The organism is Pseudomonas sp. P179 (assembly GCF_000478485.2).
Classification (GTDB): Bacteria; Pseudomonadota; Gammaproteobacteria; order Pseudomonadales; family Pseudomonadaceae; genus Pseudomonas; species Pseudomonas aeruginosa.
On sequence record NZ_KI517356.1, the window covers coordinates 59,676 to 75,448 of the forward strand.

The 15,773-nt window shown below is 54.9% G+C and carries 24 protein-coding genes; 3 read left to right on the forward strand and 21 right to left on the reverse strand.

Annotation, left to right across the window (positions count from 1 at the left end; all coding sequences use genetic code 11):
- Nucleotides 1–5: 5 nt before the first annotated feature.
- The 4 genes from HMPREF1224_RS0112605 to HMPREF1224_RS0112610 form a co-directional block, all read right to left on the reverse strand.
- Entirely contained in the window at nucleotides 6–419 is a 414-nt protein-coding gene (locus HMPREF1224_RS0112605; RefSeq protein WP_019484871.1) for a hypothetical protein, read from the reverse strand.
- A 384-nt stretch (nucleotides 420–803) separates the two neighbouring features.
- Nucleotides 804–1,268 carry a hypothetical protein gene (locus HMPREF1224_RS42410; RefSeq protein WP_010794227.1) on the reverse strand — a complete coding sequence of 155 codons (465 nt, stop codon included), beginning with the start codon at nucleotides 1,266–1,268 and terminating at the stop codon, nucleotides 804–806.
- A gap of 8 nt (nucleotides 1,269–1,276) precedes the next feature.
- Entirely contained in the window at nucleotides 1,277–1,639 is a 363-nt protein-coding gene (locus tag HMPREF1224_RS42415) for a hypothetical protein (protein ID WP_010794228.1), read from the reverse strand.
- A complete protein-coding gene (locus HMPREF1224_RS0112610; RefSeq protein WP_031628649.1) occupies nucleotides 1,636–2,271 on the reverse strand; it encodes a hypothetical protein in 636 nt (211 codons plus the stop codon). The genes HMPREF1224_RS42415 and HMPREF1224_RS0112610 overlap by 4 nt, the downstream gene beginning before the upstream one ends.
- Nucleotides 2,272–2,459: 188 nt before the next feature.
- Here HMPREF1224_RS0112610 and HMPREF1224_RS0112615 point away from each other — a divergent pair, with 188 nt between their 5' ends.
- On the forward strand, nucleotides 2,460–2,738 hold the full coding sequence (locus tag HMPREF1224_RS0112615; RefSeq protein ID WP_019437329.1) for a hypothetical protein: 279 nt from the start codon (nucleotides 2,460–2,462) through the stop codon (nucleotides 2,736–2,738).
- On the opposite strand, the gene HMPREF1224_RS44980 is transcribed toward HMPREF1224_RS0112615, so the two are convergent.
- The 3 genes from HMPREF1224_RS44980 to HMPREF1224_RS44990 form a co-directional block, all read right to left on the reverse strand.
- Nucleotides 2,735–3,067: a hypothetical protein gene (locus HMPREF1224_RS44980; protein ID WP_019437328.1), complete on the reverse strand. Its 333-nt coding sequence runs from the start codon at nucleotides 3,065–3,067 to the stop codon at nucleotides 2,735–2,737. The two genes, HMPREF1224_RS0112615 and HMPREF1224_RS44980, sit on opposite strands and share 4 nt — an antisense overlap.
- A complete protein-coding gene (locus tag HMPREF1224_RS42420) occupies nucleotides 3,064–3,462 on the reverse strand; it encodes a hypothetical protein (protein WP_010794230.1) in 399 nt (132 codons plus the stop codon). The genes HMPREF1224_RS44980 and HMPREF1224_RS42420 overlap by 4 nt, the downstream gene beginning before the upstream one ends.
- Nucleotides 3,463–5,426: 1,964 nt before the next feature.
- Nucleotides 5,427–6,521 (reverse strand): replication protein, encoded by a 1,095-nt coding sequence (locus tag HMPREF1224_RS44990; RefSeq protein WP_228759825.1) that lies wholly within the window; start codon nucleotides 6,519–6,521, stop codon nucleotides 5,427–5,429.
- A 131-nt stretch (nucleotides 6,522–6,652) separates the two neighbouring features.
- Between HMPREF1224_RS44990 and HMPREF1224_RS42425 the strand changes: the two genes are divergently transcribed.
- The gene (locus tag HMPREF1224_RS42425; RefSeq protein ID WP_010794233.1) at nucleotides 6,653–7,012 is read left to right on the forward strand and encodes a histone-like nucleoid-structuring protein, MvaT/MvaU family; all 360 of its coding nucleotides are present in this window, start codon (nucleotides 6,653–6,655) and stop codon (nucleotides 7,010–7,012) included.
- A 47-nt stretch (nucleotides 7,013–7,059) separates the two neighbouring features.
- Here the strand turns inward: HMPREF1224_RS42425 and HMPREF1224_RS0112625 are convergent, their stop codons facing one another.
- Nucleotides 7,060–7,455, reverse strand: a complete 396-nt coding sequence (locus HMPREF1224_RS0112625) for a hypothetical protein (RefSeq protein WP_172688665.1) — start codon at nucleotides 7,453–7,455, stop codon at nucleotides 7,060–7,062.
- Between the two features lie 196 nt (nucleotides 7,456–7,651).
- Here HMPREF1224_RS0112625 and csrA point away from each other — a divergent pair, with 196 nt between their 5' ends.
- The gene (csrA, locus tag HMPREF1224_RS42430; RefSeq protein WP_010794235.1) at nucleotides 7,652–7,828 is read left to right on the forward strand and encodes a carbon storage regulator CsrA; all 177 of its coding nucleotides are present in this window, start codon (nucleotides 7,652–7,654) and stop codon (nucleotides 7,826–7,828) included.
- A gap of 939 nt (nucleotides 7,829–8,767) precedes the next feature.
- Here the strand turns inward: csrA and HMPREF1224_RS0112635 are convergent.
- From HMPREF1224_RS0112635 to HMPREF1224_RS42475, 13 genes are all read right to left on the reverse strand, one after another.
- Complete coding sequence (locus tag HMPREF1224_RS0112635) at nucleotides 8,768–9,214, reverse strand: hypothetical protein (RefSeq protein WP_031628650.1); 447 nt, start codon at nucleotides 9,212–9,214, stop codon at nucleotides 8,768–8,770.
- Nucleotides 9,211–9,915, reverse strand: a complete 705-nt coding sequence (locus HMPREF1224_RS42435) for a hypothetical protein (protein WP_010794238.1) — start codon at nucleotides 9,913–9,915, stop codon at nucleotides 9,211–9,213. The genes HMPREF1224_RS0112635 and HMPREF1224_RS42435 overlap by 4 nt, the downstream gene beginning before the upstream one ends.
- Before the next feature lie 6 nt (nucleotides 9,916–9,921).
- Nucleotides 9,922–10,167, reverse strand: a complete 246-nt coding sequence (locus HMPREF1224_RS42440) for a hypothetical protein (protein ID WP_010794239.1) — start codon at nucleotides 10,165–10,167, stop codon at nucleotides 9,922–9,924.
- Nucleotides 10,168–10,212: 45 nt separating this feature from the next.
- Complete coding sequence (gene rdgC / locus HMPREF1224_RS42445; RefSeq protein WP_010794240.1) at nucleotides 10,213–11,133, reverse strand: recombination-associated protein RdgC; 921 nt, start codon at nucleotides 11,131–11,133, stop codon at nucleotides 10,213–10,215.
- Between the two features lie 111 nt (nucleotides 11,134–11,244).
- On the reverse strand, nucleotides 11,245–11,472 hold the full coding sequence (locus HMPREF1224_RS45000; protein WP_010794241.1) for a hypothetical protein: 228 nt from the start codon (nucleotides 11,470–11,472) through the stop codon (nucleotides 11,245–11,247).
- Nucleotides 11,473–11,484: 12 nt separating this feature from the next.
- On the reverse strand, nucleotides 11,485–12,171 hold the full coding sequence (locus tag HMPREF1224_RS42450; protein ID WP_010794242.1) for a hypothetical protein: 687 nt from the start codon (nucleotides 12,169–12,171) through the stop codon (nucleotides 11,485–11,487).
- Nucleotides 12,172–12,182: 11 nt separating this feature from the next.
- A complete protein-coding gene (locus HMPREF1224_RS42455; RefSeq protein WP_010794243.1) occupies nucleotides 12,183–12,386 on the reverse strand; it encodes a hypothetical protein in 204 nt (67 codons plus the stop codon).
- Between the two features lie 52 nt (nucleotides 12,387–12,438).
- On the reverse strand, nucleotides 12,439–12,849 hold the full coding sequence (locus tag HMPREF1224_RS46270; protein WP_010792699.1) for a helix-turn-helix transcriptional regulator: 411 nt from the start codon (nucleotides 12,847–12,849) through the stop codon (nucleotides 12,439–12,441).
- A complete protein-coding gene (locus HMPREF1224_RS45010; protein WP_019437999.1) occupies nucleotides 12,846–13,301 on the reverse strand; it encodes a hypothetical protein in 456 nt (151 codons plus the stop codon). The genes HMPREF1224_RS46270 and HMPREF1224_RS45010 overlap by 4 nt, the downstream gene beginning before the upstream one ends.
- Nucleotides 13,298–14,014 carry a hypothetical protein gene (locus HMPREF1224_RS42460; RefSeq protein WP_010794244.1) on the reverse strand — a complete coding sequence of 239 codons (717 nt, stop codon included), beginning with the start codon at nucleotides 14,012–14,014 and terminating at the stop codon, nucleotides 13,298–13,300. The genes HMPREF1224_RS45010 and HMPREF1224_RS42460 overlap by 4 nt, the downstream gene beginning before the upstream one ends.
- Before the next feature lie 512 nt (nucleotides 14,015–14,526).
- Nucleotides 14,527–14,928: a hypothetical protein gene (locus tag HMPREF1224_RS42470; RefSeq protein WP_010792702.1), complete on the reverse strand. Its 402-nt coding sequence runs from the start codon at nucleotides 14,926–14,928 to the stop codon at nucleotides 14,527–14,529.
- 91 nt (nucleotides 14,929–15,019) lie between these two features.
- On the reverse strand, nucleotides 15,020–15,400 hold the full coding sequence (locus tag HMPREF1224_RS0112640) for a WGR domain-containing protein (RefSeq protein ID WP_031628652.1): 381 nt from the start codon (nucleotides 15,398–15,400) through the stop codon (nucleotides 15,020–15,022).
- A gap of 130 nt (nucleotides 15,401–15,530) precedes the next feature.
- Nucleotides 15,531–15,773, reverse strand: a complete 243-nt coding sequence (locus tag HMPREF1224_RS42475) for a hypothetical protein (RefSeq protein ID WP_010794245.1) — start codon at nucleotides 15,771–15,773, stop codon at nucleotides 15,531–15,533.

The window sequence follows — 15,773 nt, forward strand, 5'->3', positions numbered from 1 at the left end:
TGAACTTATCGGCGGCTGGATGGATTCCGTTGCATGAACTCGGGAAGGGTGACGCCTGAGAACGCTTCCTCATCGAGGAGCGGGAAATCGTCTATTCGCTTCCGGATGTGCTCGCCCCAACGATTTATCGCGGCCATCTGCTTTGGAGTGAGCATCCAGAAACGGTGGAGGTGCGATTGCATTTGCTCCAGGAACTCGCGTCGATCCTTATTCGTGTGCTGAACCGCCTCCACAAGCCAGTGGTTGAGGCCAATGCAGCGTTTGACGTTGATTGGGCTCAGGACCGATTTGTTGGCCGCCGCGTTACGCATGGCGCCGCCGATCTGCTTGCGGAGATCATCTTCGATCTCTCCGCTTTGTTTGTACTCGTCGTGAGCCAGCTTCAACACCTTCGATACAGCGAACTTGAAGCCGTTCATTGCTTCACATCGGAGCCGAACGTATTGCACTACCTCGTCTATGGGCGGGAGAGGAGGGCGTTGTGGGCTAGAGGTTGGTGAACTTCCAGCCCCTATCTCTGGAGCTGGACTTGCCGGTGTTGGGGCCGATTCGTTGTGCTGCGCTGGTTCGTCAGCCACAACCAGTAGGGCCAGGCGCGATACATCAAGCAGCCGCTCTTCCGGCTGCCCCAGATGCTTCTTAGCGCAGCTGGGGCCAGCGAAAGCTTCGGTACCGACCTCATCGGTGATGACGATGCCCTTTTCACTGTGCAATGGCCGACGACAAAAAGTGCAAATGGCCAGGGGAGGGAGGAAGTCTCTACGCAAATAGCTCCAAGTCATCTCGATTCCCTCCCGTTGAGGTCAGCGCTGCATTTTGAGCAAGACGGTCCATTTGCCGTCTATGACCATTGGTTTGGTCTTGTTGGGCTGCAACCGAACAGTGTCAGACAAAGCGGTGTTCGTCAGCTTGACCTCCTGATTGGTCCCGCACTTGAGTTTTGCGCCGTCATTGATGGCGCTGAGAGCGGAAACCATCCCCAACACCTCGATCGGCTGTTCAGTTCCTTCGATCGGAAGCGAACGCAGCTTCAGCACCAGTCCCGTCTTGTATTCACCATCACGGCAGATTTCGCGCTTCGTCGCCGGGTCGACAAATGCAGCGTGGTAGCGATGAGAATCACGGATGTCCAGTTCGTGAGCTTGGCCGTCGAACGGCACAATGAACACCTCCGGCTCATTGGAACCCACGATGACAGAAACTTGAGCCTGGCTTGCCTCGGCACTGCCAGCAATTACAAGAAGCAAGGGGAGAAGTCGCTTGATCACTGAGGTCCTCACAGTTTTTCAGCAAAGGTGCGGGTGATGAGACGCCAGGCCGCTTGTTCCATGAACGAGTCATGGTCCAGCTGGTCTTTGGGGGTTGCTTTCAGGTCTTCGGCTGAGACCACCAATACTTCCACCTGGGCAGGTCCCCAGCTGGTAATTGGTGCCAACCCATAGCCATCCTTCAGGATGTTGTAGAGGAATTCCTCCTTGCCTACCGGGTACTCGATGCGGATGAAGCTTGGGTGCAAACTTTCGTAGTAGCCCAGGATGTACTCCAGAAGCTCATTGGCAGTCAGTTTGCTGAACGGGCAAGCCAGTGCTTTACCTTCAAATTGCAGAACCGACTTTGTCGCCGCGGCGAGCTGGTTCATAGGGCCTCCGCAGACACGGTCACCCGAATCGGATCAACTGTCCCGAAGTCATACCGAACGACCTCACCACTCTCGCCGGCAAACCGAATATTCAAGCGATCCAATCGGATCAGTGGATTGGTGCTGCTGTTCAGGTCAGCCTGCGGTACGTACATCCGATCCACCCCGAGGCAGAAGCTGATCGTGTTGTCCGAGATCTGAGGGCTAGCAGCACGGATGAAGAATCCTTCGGGGTAATGGAAAAGTTCGCCTGTTTTCACCAGCCCATTTGTGTCGACACCCAGCAGCCAAGACCGCTCCTTCTGAAAGTCTTTCATGACTACCTGATGCCCATTGTTCGAAGGCAGAACGAAGTCCAGGTCCTGACCGTGGCTCGAATCCGAGCCGCTATGGAGATTCACTTTCAGCCGGAAGCCAGTCATTTGCTTCAGCCCGGTCGGTTGATACGGCTCCCCATCCCGCCAAAATTTGGGGCACTGATCCGAAGGACCCTCAGTACGCTCGACAACCTGGACAGTCCCGGAGTGAGCCTTCGATTCGTAACTGTAGGAGGTCTCTTGCAACTCCTTGTTAGCGCAACCCGACAAGGCTACGGCCAGAGCAGCGAGAGGAACGAGCGTGATGATTCGCATAGTGGTCCTTTTCGAGTGCCAGGGCGGAATTGCCCGCTCCTGGATTGTTGGTTTCCGAAACCAGAACGATTTTAACGATCCAGCATATGGATTCACGCCAAAACGCGGGCTTGAAATCCAGTCTTGCTGATTGGCTTGAATGCGGCTGACGGGCTGTCAGAGTCGGAGTTTTCCGTAGAGGAGGGGACATGAGCACTCCGCAAGAAATGGCCTGGCTTACGACGATTTCTGTGCCCACGGTGCAAGCTGGAGAGAGGTATGTGCGCCTTACAGGATTGCCCGGTAACCGTAAGAAGGACGCTTGGAAGACGATCACGAGTAACCATCCTGGGTTAGCGGATCTCCTTCGGTCACCTGAGCTAAAGGAAGTCGTCGCGTTCTTCGACGCAGACATTTACGTCGATGCGGAGGTGGTGCCTGCTTTGCCGGCGGAGCCACTCAAAGGGCGAAAGCAGGCCGTACCCTAAAAAGGTCTTGCCAACTCATCCTTGAGCGCGTTGAAGCGAGCTCGACGTTCTTCAGGGGTCAGTGAAGCCTCATCCCCATCTTCATTGGGTATGAGATTTCCTACATCGAGTTGAGCTGTAGGCGCAGGGACGTCAGGGAGTGACACCTCTGGAGGACTCTCCCCGAATTGCTTCATCAGCAATTGTATCGCGGCTTGTAAGTCCTTCTGTCCTTCAAGACTTCGGCAACCTGCGAGTTGATGACAGAGGTTGTCGATGGATTGCCTGATTTCATCTGGCGATGGCAGCTCACTCTGCAGCCATTGCTGAGCTTGACCTAGAGCGTTCATTGGGCCGACACCTGGCTCGGCCGGACAAGCATTGCTCGGATGTTCTGAATTGCCTTGGCTTTCTCCTCCATGGTCAAAGGTGGAGTTGGTTGAACGTCAGGACAAAGCGGCGACAGATCTATCACCGAGGACGTCGTCACGGCCGCTTTGTCGGTTTGGGCCCCCTGGGGCGCTTCCGGTGTTTGGTACAGATCGAACATTTCACCGCCAGCGTCCACGTACCCTTCAATCAGTGCTTCGAGAGCTGTTCGACCGTCCTGCGGGTCAATCGACTTATCCTTCTGGGTCTTCTTGACCAGCCTCAAATGAGCGTCCTGGATTTCCTCGAGAGTCCGTGGAGCAGAAAGCCAGGTCTTTGCCCGGCTGGTGAGGGAGTTCTGGCTGTTGTTGGGCATGTGGTTCACCTCCTGAATTGGTAGGTGGATTCCCTCATGATGCTGCTTGTGCCAGAACCCTCAAGACAAAGGAAATATAAGGAAAAAGGAAGAATATAGGAGAGTCTCGCAAATCCCTTTAGAAACAAGGGGTTGAGCGAAGAATCGTGAGGCAAACCTGCCTAGAATCATGAGCCAATCCTCACTATGCCTGGCCGGCCTCAAGAGAATCGTGGACCAAACCTTCACTGTATAGAATCGAATCGTGGAGCAGACCTGACTATGCCGTCCCGAAACGTGGAGGAAACCTGAGTAGCCGAGCGGCTTTATCGACCCTAGCCCTGTAGATAAGTACCCCATAAAACCCCTGAGTGGAGCAAACCTCAGTACAACCGTGGAGTGAACCTGACTACTGGATAAACCGGTTAGGACGGATTATCCCGCTTGAGCGGATCAGGAATCGATCGCTTGAGCAGTGGGGATCGTGGAGTAAACCTCAGTATCTTTCGTTGGGCCCCCACGCTGTGAAATTTATCCGGTTGGTTACTGCATACGTGATGCTGCCGAGAAAAAAGGGGAATCGTGGGCTAAACCTGAGTAGTAGGAGCCTTCATGAGCGCAGGGTATCGAGCTACATACCCGGTACTGGACCGTGGGGTAAGCCTCGGCAGCGCCGGCGGAAGGGGTAAAGGGCATGACTCAAATCGTGGACGAAGCCTTGAGTGTACGCCGGAGGCTGACCGGGACCTGAATCATGGACGGAGGCTTCGTGCGCATCGTTGGCCAGGCCGCGGGCCCAGATCCAGATCATGGGCGAAGCCTCGGTGCTGGCGGCGGCCGAGATGCAGGTCATGGTCCAGATCGTGGACGAAGCCTCGGTTTACGCCGTGGGCTGATTGCGGGGCGGGGCCAGAATCATGGACGGAGCCTTCGTGTGCGACGTTGGCCTGGCGCGGGTCCAGGCCAATATCGTGGGGTGAACCTCAGTGTGTCCCGGGGCTGGCCCGTAAGGCTGACCAAACATCAATCGTGGACTAAACCTCAGTGCTCGATGAGTCCGGAAGTGATGGTGGATCAAAACCAGGAGTGGGAGAAAGGAGGAATCATGTTCCAAACCTCAGTAGGGATGCACTAAGGTTTGGCTACCAACTAACGTGGCCAGTCATTCGACCTGGCTCAGAACCCATCGACCAGTCGGTAATGTGTTTGAGACCGGCAAGCGTCGAACCTGGAGCCATAACAACCGGTCTGACTGACCCTATCCCAATGTTGACGAGGTGAAGTACCGAGCCCAATCGCTCGAGCAATTTGCGTATGCCTCGGGTACCGATCCTGCGTCGTGAGCTTCTCCAGTCCGTCTCTGATAATGCGCGATCATTGCACATGCTCAGGATTGCATATCGGGCCTGCTCCAAGACCATCTTGGCCTCAGGGACCTCGAGGCACATTTCATACACCCCAACCCGACAAGCAGTGTCGAGGCAAAGCCATCCCGCTTCATTGAACAGCCGCTCTGAGGTACATGTCGGATGAGCAGGAGACATTTCCTTATGGCTCCATTCCCCTTCCATGGAATTGAACTCTGGTGTTGCGTAGAGGGCGGACGGCCACTCACTGTCCGCGCGGCCATATACGTAGCCAGGTCCGGTGTACTGGACAACTGTGTAGTAGTCCTGAATACGCTCGAGCAGTAGGGCAGTAGCCCTACGGACATGGTCTGCAGTGACCACGTCCACCAACCCAAACTGAGCGCGAATCTTCTTGCGGTTTAAGGGGGCTAGAGCCCCAAATTCACGAGCTCTGCCAATTGTTTGTGCGGGGGATGGCTCGGCCGACATCTACTTACCTCCTGAGCGATAGGCAGATTGTCTATGAGAGGAACTTGTGCCAGAAGGTCCTTCCCAGGGGGAAGAAACGTGGACTAAACCTGAGTAATGGAAGGTCAAGCGGAGGCGCCGGCAGGTGAGCTGCCGGCAGACGACAGGTCAACGCGCCCGCTTTGCCATCAACTGAATTTCTCGGCGAGCTTCAGCTTGATGCCCTTTGATGATAGTGGAAACAAACTCATTAGTTGGCCAGAGTTTGTAAGTATAATCCTTTGCCCCTTTCCCTTTTGATTTCGCAATTTTGGTGTGTTCGTAACGCTGGATAGCTTTTTCTTTAACTAGCTGCTCCAACGCAATGTTCATCGCGCGAAAGTCTTCCGGCATGCGGTTTGAAAGACCTCGGGCTGTGTTAGATAAGAAGTCTACCAGTGAAAAGGTAAACGGATGGCTTGGAGATGCGTTTCGCCATTTGAAGGAAAGCATCCTGTATAGGACACGAGCAATGCCATTCGTAAGCCCCATGGATGTGGTGTATTGATAAAGCCGGTAATCACCATTTGCGATGCTTCTTGAAATAAGCGGGTGAAGAACAGCTTTGCAAAGCACTGAACTCTCAGGGTCGTCATCCGGAGAGGGCTGCACATATGCGGAGCTTCTTTTATTTCTACTACGAATAGCCAGGAATGGAAGGTAGGTCGATTTAATGTCAATCACCTCGCCATCCGCCGTCCGTGTCTGGATAGTAAGAGGAGCTTCGCTGAGGATTTCTAAGGCTTCCCGGAGCTCTGCGTACGTATAAGTATGCTTCTGCGACTGAAGCTCTTTCTGTAGTTCATAAAGAGTAAATTGAACTGAGCACTCAGCCTCGTTAAACTTGGCATTGCCTTGAGTTGAAAATTTGCGAAGCGCTTCTTCAACGAACTCCTCACGAGCGCCGGGGAAAACACCAACATCTTCTACTTGCTTCGATAGCTTGCCATCCACCTTGAGCCGCTTCTGCATTGGAACGGCTTTAAGAATTACACGAAACGGCTCCCCGTTAATCGTACCTTCCTTAACAATAGTCATTTCGGCGACTGAACGTACAGTCTTCCCAGACCATGCGAACCGAGGAAGCGCATCGTAAATGCTCACCAGATTTCCCAGATCGCTATCATCGAGAGTGATCTGGTATGCCGAGAACAAGGGCAGCGTTGATGGTGCCGCAGGCTCCTGGATTCTTTTTCCAGTAGCTTTGCTTCTGATGCTATTCAAACGGGCTACGACTCCCGTTTCTTTCCTCGAGAGGGATTGCGAATTACAATCGAGGCCTGTGAGCAAGTCGTTCTGTGATTCGATTACATCCATAGCGGCATGCCATTTACTACAACAGGAAGGGGTACAGAATGGTTTCGAAAGTCCAGCAGGTTGCAGCGATTGAAGCTCAGATCCAGGAGCTTCAAAAGCAACGAGAAGAGATCATCAATAGCCCTGGATACCAATCCGAGGCCGAGTTCAACGGGAAGCTGAATGAGCTCCTTGGCTCCTACGGAAAAGGCTTGAAGGACGTCATCGCCATCCTTGATCCAGACCGGCGAGTGCCAGAGAAAGTCGATCGCAAAGGTACTCGTCGTGCTCGCACGCTGAAGCGCTTCAAGAATCCTCACACCGGGGAAGTGGTTGAAACCAAAGGTGGTAACCACAAAACCCTGAAGGAGTGGAAGGAGAAGTGGGGCGCCGATACTGTCAAGGGCTGGGCACAGTAAGCTGCCAGTGACCGAGGGGCCAATTGAGGCCCCTTTTTCATTTCCTTTCACGGGGTTGCTCGATCGATCAGCGTCAGCACCCTGAAGGTGCAATCAGATACGCCATCCGGTGCACTTAATGCGAGATCAACCGCTTTTTTGAACTCGACGGCATGGGAGCGCTGTGTGTCCAGCATGCGCGAGATGTCGATGTACTGATCCGCCGTTATCTCGTCCTTAGGAGAGCAAATGTGATAGCCCTCCTCGATGGTGACGTCCGACAGCCTTTTCGCCGCCGTGGTGAGGTCGAACTTGGCGGGGGCCTTCAGAAAATCCTCCTGAATTGAAGCCTTCACGATCTCATCGCTGGACTCTGTGGAGGTGGTAGCCGGCATCGCGCCTGGCGTTGTGTGGCTGTACTGAATCGCACCAATCGTAGCCGCGATAGAGGCTGCGAAACTCACGATGAGTATCAGTCGTTTGTGGGGGCTTACCTGCTTCACATGCTGATCCGGCAAATGATGACTGGTCGAGATTAACCAGTGGGCGGATGAATCCAAGTCAAAATGCAGTGCTGAAATCCGCCCCCTCTCTTCGCTGGTACCAGGACTATTCAGTCGTTAAGGTGAGTCATGGATCAACCACCAAAGAAGGTGCCCTATGCTCATCCTGACCCGTACCGTCGGCGAAACCATCAACATCGGTGATGACATCACAGTAACCGTGGTGGCGAACAATCAAGGTCACATTCGCTTGGGAATCAATGCCCCGAAAGATGTGCCAGTCCATCGCGAAGAGATCTATCAGCGTATCCAGGAAGAAAATGTTGCTCCGTAATCTGATGCGTTCTTCTCTCATCATCTGGGCAGTTCTGGTGTCTGGGTGCGCCGCGGGGTGGATTCAGAACCCGAGCTCAACCACACGTAACCTGGTCGAGGACCTCAAATTAGAGGGGTACGTCTGCAAGGCTAAGTGGTCAGCGATAGAGTGCCGCCAGGAAAAGCCATACGAGAAGAAGGCCCCCAAGATATGCACATCGGAAAAAGGGTGTGTAGAGCAGCCAGGTGAGCTGATTACCAACGTCTACTCGATTGAACAAGACGCCTATGGCATCCCAGCGGTAAGGCAGTGGGTGGAATCTGAGCCCGCACCAAATTGAAGAAATACGACAAAAAAGCCCGGCTCACTGCCGGGCTTTTTCCATCATGCAAGACGCCATATCAGCGATACGGGTATCTGAGGAGAGGTGTTCCTCGTGCCACCGGCCATGCTCATCACATACGGCCCGAATGATCGAGAGCCTAAGCGGCGCACCCTCCGGCTGCATCGTGATTGTGAGAGCCCGGGGGCCAATCATCTGATCAGTACCAGGGGCCAGGCGGAAGCTGATTCGCAACGAATCTGCTGTGTCCCCGGCAAGGATGGTTCCGCGGTAGTACCGACCCAGTTGCTTTGACAGGATGTTGAATAGCGGTACCGCGACTGTCGTTTTCCAGTCAGCTGCAGCACGATGCTCTCGATCAAGGTTGTCCCTTCGATGCCGAGCAAGGCTTAGCCTGGTTTCCAGCCGACCACCTGAACGACGGGTGGATGATTCCAACCGTCGAATCTGGGTGTCGAGCTGGAGTGCATGTGACTGACGGCGCTCAACGCTATCGTTATAGCGATGAAGGAGTGCAGAGACTTTCAATTTCCCCTCGCAGCCGCGCGGATAGAAGGCGCGGCAGTAAATGTGCGGACCCGTCAAATGATCAAGTACGCATCGATTTTCAGTTGCTATTTGTCGGCAGTATTCACCGCCTTGTTGATGTAGGCGGTCAGCCCTGGCAGGTCCTCCGACATTGCATACACATCACGGTTAAGCCCCTTCATGTTGAACCGACCGTAGACTTTGCCGCCGGCGGGCATTTTGAGTGGGTTCGTCAGTGTGGCCATAGCCGTCACCTTGACCTTTTGCGGTTCCTTTTCCAGAACACATTCGCCAGCTTTCTCCAGCGCCGTGGAGGAGGCTTGGAAGTAGGACTGGAACGCATTCTGTCCGCCTCCCTTCATCGCAAGCGTGCTCCCTTCGTACAGCAGGAAAAGCGACTCTGGAGATTTGCAGAGAATAGCCTCTACACGCAGTTCCGAAGAAATCGGGTTCTTGAACTCAAGCAGATCCGCCGCGACGGCTGCCATGGGACTAAGAGTCAGAAGTGCGGCAATGGCCGCGCGCATGTTCATAGGAAATCGAATCCGCTGGTGGGTAGAAATGGGACGATGCAACCGCTGTGGCAGCGGTAGACGGTTGGGGAGTGGCCAAGCTGCTTCGCTTGCTCTGCAGCTGAAAACGGGCTGTTGGTAGGCTCTAGATCAAGGAGTTCTACTGAGTTTTCGGTTTGATGCCAGAGCTTGAAGTAGACCGACCCACGCTGATCCCCCTTCGTGCTGCTGTCCATCAGCATGACGAGGGCACACCGAGGGAAGCGCTCGATGGGAGCGGACATATCGTATGCAGCTGAGAAGTTCTGGACTGACTCGATCCACGGGTAGGTGACCTCGCCGAAAGCGATATCGATCAGATCCTGTGCCGTGCATTCCCAAGGTAAGTAGAAGTAGGTGATCTCACAGTCGTCGTGCGGCGTGGCGGACGGTTTGCATGCCATGAACTTCGCACCCACCATCACAGGGAAAACCGGCATGTCGGTGACACCCCTTTCCAGGGGTTTGAACCAAATAATCGAGGATTGATCGCCACGCTCAAGCCTCAGTTCGAGCATGTCCGGTTCAGCCTTTTTCCACTCGGTGACATCGATACCGGCGAAATTGAATAAGACCTTCAGTCCTTGAACCACCTGATACCAGGTAGTGGTTTCCGTGCGACCTTTGGAAATGATCTCAAGCGCAGGCCGAGCGCACAGATTTCTGGTGACGTCTTGAGTCATGGACTCTTAATCCTCATCGTTGGTAAGGGCCCGCATTGCCACTAGAGCAGAGACCGGGTCCTTGGTAGCGCTTTCGATGTCAGCCAGTGCCTTGCGCAGATCCCTGATTCGAGTCTCGTCGAGGTCAGAACGCTGATCACCTGCTGCGGTATGGGCAGCTAGCAGAAGGTCCAGTACCTGCTCCATCGCTAGGGTGTCAGGTAGCTCGTCGGTACCGAGATGGTTCATTGCGAACTGCTTGGGGCTGAACATTCAGTGCTCCTGGAGAAATGCCCATCGATCGATGGGCATTCTAGGTTAGACGCCTTGTGGAACCTCGATACCACCTAGTGCCTCGAAGAGCGCCGGTAGGAACTCGGCGAAAGTCAGCATCATCAAGGTGAAGCTGGCATCAAATTGGGCCAAGGCATCCTCGCCGCCGTCTTGTTCTGCTTGATCCTGCAGGAGATCTTCAAACCGCAGACGCTTGATGGCCATCTTGTCGTCGAGGATGAAAGAGAGCTTATCCGACCAGGCCAGCGCCAGCTGGGTGACCAGCTTACCCGCGGACAGGTGAAGTTGAATTTCCTCGCTGGTCAAATCCTGAGCTTTGCATTTGACGGAACCACCGTCTTCGTTGGTATCACGAAGCTCGCAATCACTCAGGACATAGAAGTCCCCGGCGGCCTTCTGTGTTTTAACCCAGTCAGTGAGGGTAGCGCTTGGGGCGACCTTGACGCTGACCGGGCGCACCGGGAGGGACCCCAGGACCTCGCGGAGTGTGGAAAGGAGGTCCTCCGCCTTTTTTGCGCTGGAGGTATCAACCAGGATCAGCCCCAGACTTGGAGCAATTGCAGCGAACGTGGTGGAGCGGCGCACAAACGCGCGTGGCAAGAAAGCCTGGATGATCTCGTCTTTCAGCTGATCACGTTCTTTCTTGTAGACCTTCCGGCACTGCGCAGTCTCGATTTCCTCGACCTTTTCTTTGACCGCATCGTTTACCACGCTGCCGGGAAGGATGCGTTCTTCCTTCTTCGCCGCTACTAGGAAAAAGCCCTGACTGGCGTGCACGAGCGGCGCATCAGGCCCTTTTCCCAGAGGGGCAGTAAATCCGTAGGTAGTGAGTTCCTGACTTTCACAGGGGCGAGCAGGCTTGCCTTTCAATGCCTGTTCGAGAACCTCCGCGGTGAGTTGCAGGTCCTGGGTAAGGGAGTACGCAAGCAGATGCTTAAACCACATGGGGTTGCCTCATTATCAGGGGAGGCAGCCAGAGTAACGATGGCACTGATCAGTTCAACTCAACCAACGTGGCTGGAATTCTCATCAGTGTCCCAAGAAGCCATCGACAGGCTAGATCTTGGCTGCGTCGAGTTTCGCTTCTGCAAGGGAGGGGTGCCGATCGACTCTTCCTGATAAATGCTTCAGGACCCAATGAGGTCGGTTAAGCCCGCCGCCACTTTCATTGAGAGCAGCCTTGTCGACGTAGTAGATGGTGGCTACACACGGGCCATCCTTAGTCACGTGGTAGCTTTTCTTTCCATTGATCACTCGATCAGTCATGAAAGTGATGCGAGCCATGTGGACTCCTGGTCAGGTAAGAAGGGTAAAGTCAGCGAGTACACCATTTGCGGCTTCCGGGCCGATGGTCTGTGCCAGCCACTGCACCCGCTCGAATACCGTACGGTTGCAGACAGTGGCTCCGGTCTGACCGACCAGGTCCAGGATCACATCAGTCAAAAGGCTATCGATGTCGACATCATCGTTTCGCGTCGCCAACTGAGCTTTCTGATACTCATCAATGGTGGCCCGGCTCCAGATCAACGACAGAGGTCGATTGTCCTCGAGCATTACCCAAAGAGAGACCTCGCGAATCATCACTTTGCCGAGGCTGCTTACTGCATGATTCGTGGCCATCTCGAGCTCAACGAGAATGTCCAGCGCAGCGTCGGGGCCCCGGTGGGCCAGCACCCAACTGATCTGGCTCAACACCCCCTCATTGAGGGAGCTATTTACCGATCGCTCGAGCTGGGTATGGATCGTCTCGTCCAGCCGCTCAGAATCGACCTGCAGACCAAAGAACGAGGGATCACTGCCGTGCTCAGCGCAGCTGAGCAAGGTCTCAGCGACACCCAGTTCCCGGGTACTGACTTCTTTGACCTTGATGGAAAAGTCAGCCAGAAATTGCATCAAGGCATGGTGAATCAGGTCACCAGGCACCTTTTGGTTCCCCAGGACGTCAACCGTAAACGTAGAACTGGTGGTTTTTGCCAGTGTCATCTCGGTGTCCTTCATTGCACGGTGATGGTGGTGGAGGTAAGTTCGTTGTTGATTTGGATTGCTTCGAAGCGCATGCCGAACTTGGCCTCTGGGTCTTCGATCGCCTGGACCAGGTAGCCAGTCATGTGTGTCCGCGCGAAGTCCATCATGGCCACTGCAATATCGGTGCTGGCGTATTGAACGGTTGGGCCATTTGGGGTGCTGAGGGTGATCATGCTCTTGAATTCCTATTCGCTGTACCGCTGGCGGAGTGCCTTTGGGTTGTGCTCATTTTGTCGCGATGCGGGCGTGCCAGAAGGGGGCCTGTAACTGCAGCGAAAGGCCGATGAGCGCAATCGGTAACCAGGTGGGAGGAGTTTTGCTCTCCCAAGTTCGGACCGTTCGGACGTGAACACCTAGGTGACATGCCAGCTCGGCCTGCTCGAGGTTCAAGTAACCGCGGGCTGAAATGAGGTCCTCGGCAGTCAGCGCCGACACTGCGCTGCGAAGCACCAGGGTTGTAGGAATCCCCAGGCATGCCAGGTGTAGCCAGTTGGGTTGGTTCCCTTTCTCCCAGTCGATTACGGTGGTTCGATGAACCCCCAGAATCTCGGCTACCTGTTGCTGGCTCAGCCGAAAAGCCTCACGGAGTGCAGCCAGGTCAATAGGCGTTACTAACGGGCGACTCGGAGTGCTCATGCTGCAGCCCTCAAGCTCTGGCCAGGGAATTTGCGTAGGTACTCAACCAGGTCTGAAGGTCTTGCAGCATCATTCAGCGGCATGAACCAAACCCGCCGTACGCGTATTGCTGGATCGAATAGACCATCCGGCCCGGGAGGCATATCAGCAGAGGGTGGGGCTACCCTGAGCATCACCTTCAGGGTTGGAGATCCCTTGCATTCAAATATTCCGATTGAGAGCCCAACGTCTGGAATGTAAGCGCCGGAACGTGGCTCGTAGTAGTTCTGGACTACAGCCAACCCATCTTGAAAAGCCGAATGGAGACGAAATCCGAAATCAAGGAGTTGACCTGCAACCTCCTCGGCCGCGATCGCGACCAGACCGGCGGTTACTCCGCCATACTTCAGATCTGGGTGACCACTCCCCAAGAGATGCTGGATCACCTGGTGATTGACAGTGGATGTGGTCATTTCGATACCTCGATGTTCTTGAGGATCGATTCCACAGCTCGAATGACTGCTTTGCTGATCAGTCGAGCGTCTCCGCCAGCGATACGGCCCTCACGCTGGATGCGCTTGATCCTTTTGGCGACGAATGCCAACTGTGCTTCCTCATCGTCGGCCTGCAGTCCTGGTGTTCTCGGCAGATCCATAAGCTTGAACGACCAGGTCGAATCAAGCTTTCGTCCTTCGAAGATCGAGATCTGGAAGGTTGAGCTTTCCAACACCACCTGGGCCTTGAAGGTATCGTCCGCGGCAACCCTCGCCGATGTCAGCTGCAGCTTCTTCTGCTCCAAGTAGGATGCGAGCCGGCCCGTGAGCACGTCTTTCACATACTCCGGCGCGCGTTCCGGCAGCCGGGAAATTGGGGCATACCGGAAACCCGGCCGACGGAGACCTTGTCGTCCATCCTCGCTTTCATAGAGTTCAGTGTGTCCGGTACGGATTGCGAAATCGATCAGACTTCGCCAGGTCGTGATCCCCTGGGAGAGCACGCGGTCGTCAACCACCATGTCACCAAGTTCTGCGCCGGCGCTGCGTTTACTTGGCGCTTGGACCTGGTCGTCCTCTTCAGCGCGAACCAGCGCTGGAGATCTGCTGTTGATGGAAACGTGAGTAGGTAGCTGAAAGCTGAAATCCAGGGCCATCTGTGGGGCCCGGACAATAGAGCGTGTGTTTTTCATGCTGGTGCACTCCTCTGAAGATGGCTCCATTGGAAGTGCAGGTTTCGAGTGGCAGAAGCGGCGTGCCTCAAAAATCTACGAATTCTTGGCACGCCGCCCAGGGAGTGTCATTCGATCAGAGGTGGATTTCGGAGTGGACGGTTGTGATCCGACCACGCGAACGCATATACGGCAGCCAGACACGCACAATGCCAAGCAGGTTCGTCAAGACGAAGCAAAGGTTGAGTAGGAGAATCCCGTAAGCGCCTACGATTAGGCCGTAGCTGCACAAGGCCAGGCTTGAGATCAAAAACAACCACCATCCCCAAGGGGATAAGCGAACGTTACTAGCGATCAACGCCGCCCCGGTGATTCCGCAAATCGTACCCACCCACTCGAAGATTTCGTTCATGGCTTCATGCTCGTCTGCAGTTGATTGACTCGCGGGGCTGAGATCCATAGGAGCCAGCTTGAGTGTCCCGCTCCCGAGTTGTAGGAGCAGGATGTGGTCCTAAGAGGTGTGCCAGAACCTGTTAGTTGGAGGCTGGAACTGGCACGGTTTTGAGCTCTTCGAGGCGCTTCAGGATGGCGATTGCCTCATCAGAGGTAGCGGGATTGGCATATGCGGACATGAAGCTGTCGAGCAAGGAGCGCAGCATCCCGCCGGTGCCCTCATTACGAATTACGGACATGAGGCAAAACTGCTCCAAAGGGACCGAGTCGACATTGCTGAGGAAGTCTTCACCGACGGTGTTCCCGACGTCATTCATCAGGATGCGGAGGATGTGATCAGGACCTTCCACATTGCCTTCACTGTCGCCGGGAACATCCACGAATGATAGGAAGCGACCTGAGGTGTGGCCGTGAGGGGTGTTGCGTAGCGCATTCAGATGCTGATCGATGCGCTCATTGAGGGTCGAGCCTCTGTTGGTCATGGTGTATCTCTCATTCACGATACGCCAAGGCTATCAGCCGAAATGCTGCGGTAGTAGCGAAAGCAGTGGGGCGCGCAGATGCGAAGCCCAACTACAACCAAAGACGCATTGGATCGATTTCAACGGCCCGAACTGGCAAGGCCTTGAGCTGGTCAAGTCGTTGTTGCCTTGCTGCTTGATCCGCAGCAGTCATCTCGGACTTGAGTTGCATTTTTTCTGCTGGGGCGTCCGTAGCGGTACCCACGAGCACGTAACCGCGTGCAAGCCTTTTTTTGCAAGCTCCCTCGAATGCCTCAAGAGCCGCGAAGTAGGAGCTCTGGGACTTCACAACCCGTTGAGTTCCGGCTGTCCCAGTACGGCCATAATGCGAGAGGACCACCCAACCGCCCGAGGTGGAATTGAGCATCAAGGTGTAGAACTTATTGGAGCTACCTTGCTGACAAAGGTAGTTGTGGGTCTGATTCAGGCTCATGCGGGCTCCCGTTGCATGGGAGTGATGATCCTTCGTTCAGTGAGGTGCCAGAAGCTCGGCTTGGAATGGAGACTCCCGGCTGAGTATCCCCAGGAGGGCCCTGGTGCACTCAGCCGGAGATGGAGGGGAATTACACCGCTGGGGCCAGATCCGGAGCCGGGTGGCGTTTACGGTGGGCGCGGTGGAGATGAGTGGCCCAGGCGACCAGGAGCGCGAAAAGGGTGAACGCCATCCAAAGACTGCCGATGCAGAACCATGCGATCGGATTGAGGGTGGTGCCCTCACCGAACATGAGCGTGGTGGTGAGAGCGCAGGCCACGACAAACAGGGTCATGGCCATGAATGCAACGCGGAGGAAAGACTCGGTGATCAT

Bases quoted from the DNA above. Each gene is read 5' to 3' on its own strand.
- HMPREF1224_RS0112605 (WP_019484871.1), bottom strand. From the start codon at position 419: ATGAACGGCTTCAAGTTCGCTGTATCGAAGGTGTTGAAGCTGGCTCAC.
- HMPREF1224_RS42415 (WP_010794228.1), bottom strand. From the start codon at position 1,639: ATGAACCAGCTCGCCGCGGCGACAAAGTCGGTTCTGCAATTTGAAGGT.
- HMPREF1224_RS0112610 (WP_031628649.1), bottom strand. From the start codon at position 2,271: ATGCGAATCATCACGCTCGTTCCTCTCGCTGCTCTGGCCGTAGCCTTG.
- HMPREF1224_RS0112615 (WP_019437329.1), top strand. From the start codon at position 2,460: ATGAGCACTCCGCAAGAAATGGCCTGGCTTACGACGATTTCTGTGCCC.
- HMPREF1224_RS44980 (WP_019437328.1), bottom strand. From the start codon at position 3,067: ATGAACGCTCTAGGTCAAGCTCAGCAATGGCTGCAGAGTGAGCTGCCA.
- HMPREF1224_RS42420 (WP_010794230.1), bottom strand. From the start codon at position 3,462: ATGCCCAACAACAGCCAGAACTCCCTCACCAGCCGGGCAAAGACCTGG.
- HMPREF1224_RS42425 (WP_010794233.1), top strand. From the start codon at position 6,653: ATGGTTTCGAAAGTCCAGCAGGTTGCAGCGATTGAAGCTCAGATCCAG.
- csrA (WP_010794235.1), top strand. From the start codon at position 7,652: ATGCTCATCCTGACCCGTACCGTCGGCGAAACCATCAACATCGGTGAT.
- HMPREF1224_RS0112635 (WP_031628650.1), bottom strand. From the start codon at position 9,214: ATGAACATGCGCGCGGCCATTGCCGCACTTCTGACTCTTAGTCCCATG.
- HMPREF1224_RS42435 (WP_010794238.1), bottom strand. From the start codon at position 9,915: ATGACTCAAGACGTCACCAGAAATCTGTGCGCTCGGCCTGCGCTTGAG.
- HMPREF1224_RS42440 (WP_010794239.1), bottom strand. From the start codon at position 10,167: ATGTTCAGCCCCAAGCAGTTCGCAATGAACCATCTCGGTACCGACGAG.
- rdgC (WP_010794240.1), bottom strand. From the start codon at position 11,133: ATGTGGTTTAAGCATCTGCTTGCGTACTCCCTTACCCAGGACCTGCAA.
- HMPREF1224_RS45000 (WP_010794241.1), bottom strand. From the start codon at position 11,472: ATGGCTCGCATCACTTTCATGACTGATCGAGTGATCAATGGAAAGAAA.
- HMPREF1224_RS42450 (WP_010794242.1), bottom strand. From the start codon at position 12,171: ATGACACTGGCAAAAACCACCAGTTCTACGTTTACGGTTGACGTCCTG.
- HMPREF1224_RS42455 (WP_010794243.1), bottom strand. From the start codon at position 12,386: ATGATCACCCTCAGCACCCCAAATGGCCCAACCGTTCAATACGCCAGC.
- HMPREF1224_RS46270 (WP_010792699.1), bottom strand. From the start codon at position 12,849: ATGAGCACTCCGAGTCGCCCGTTAGTAACGCCTATTGACCTGGCTGCA.
- HMPREF1224_RS45010 (WP_019437999.1), bottom strand. From the start codon at position 13,301: ATGACCACATCCACTGTCAATCACCAGGTGATCCAGCATCTCTTGGGG.
- HMPREF1224_RS42460 (WP_010794244.1), bottom strand. From the start codon at position 14,014: ATGAAAAACACACGCTCTATTGTCCGGGCCCCACAGATGGCCCTGGAT.
- HMPREF1224_RS42470 (WP_010792702.1), bottom strand. From the start codon at position 14,928: ATGACCAACAGAGGCTCGACCCTCAATGAGCGCATCGATCAGCATCTG.
- HMPREF1224_RS0112640 (WP_031628652.1), bottom strand. From the start codon at position 15,400: ATGAGCCTGAATCAGACCCACAACTACCTTTGTCAGCAAGGTAGCTCC.
- HMPREF1224_RS42475 (WP_010794245.1), bottom strand. From the start codon at position 15,773: ATGATCACCGAGTCTTTCCTCCGCGTTGCATTCATGGCCATGACCCTG.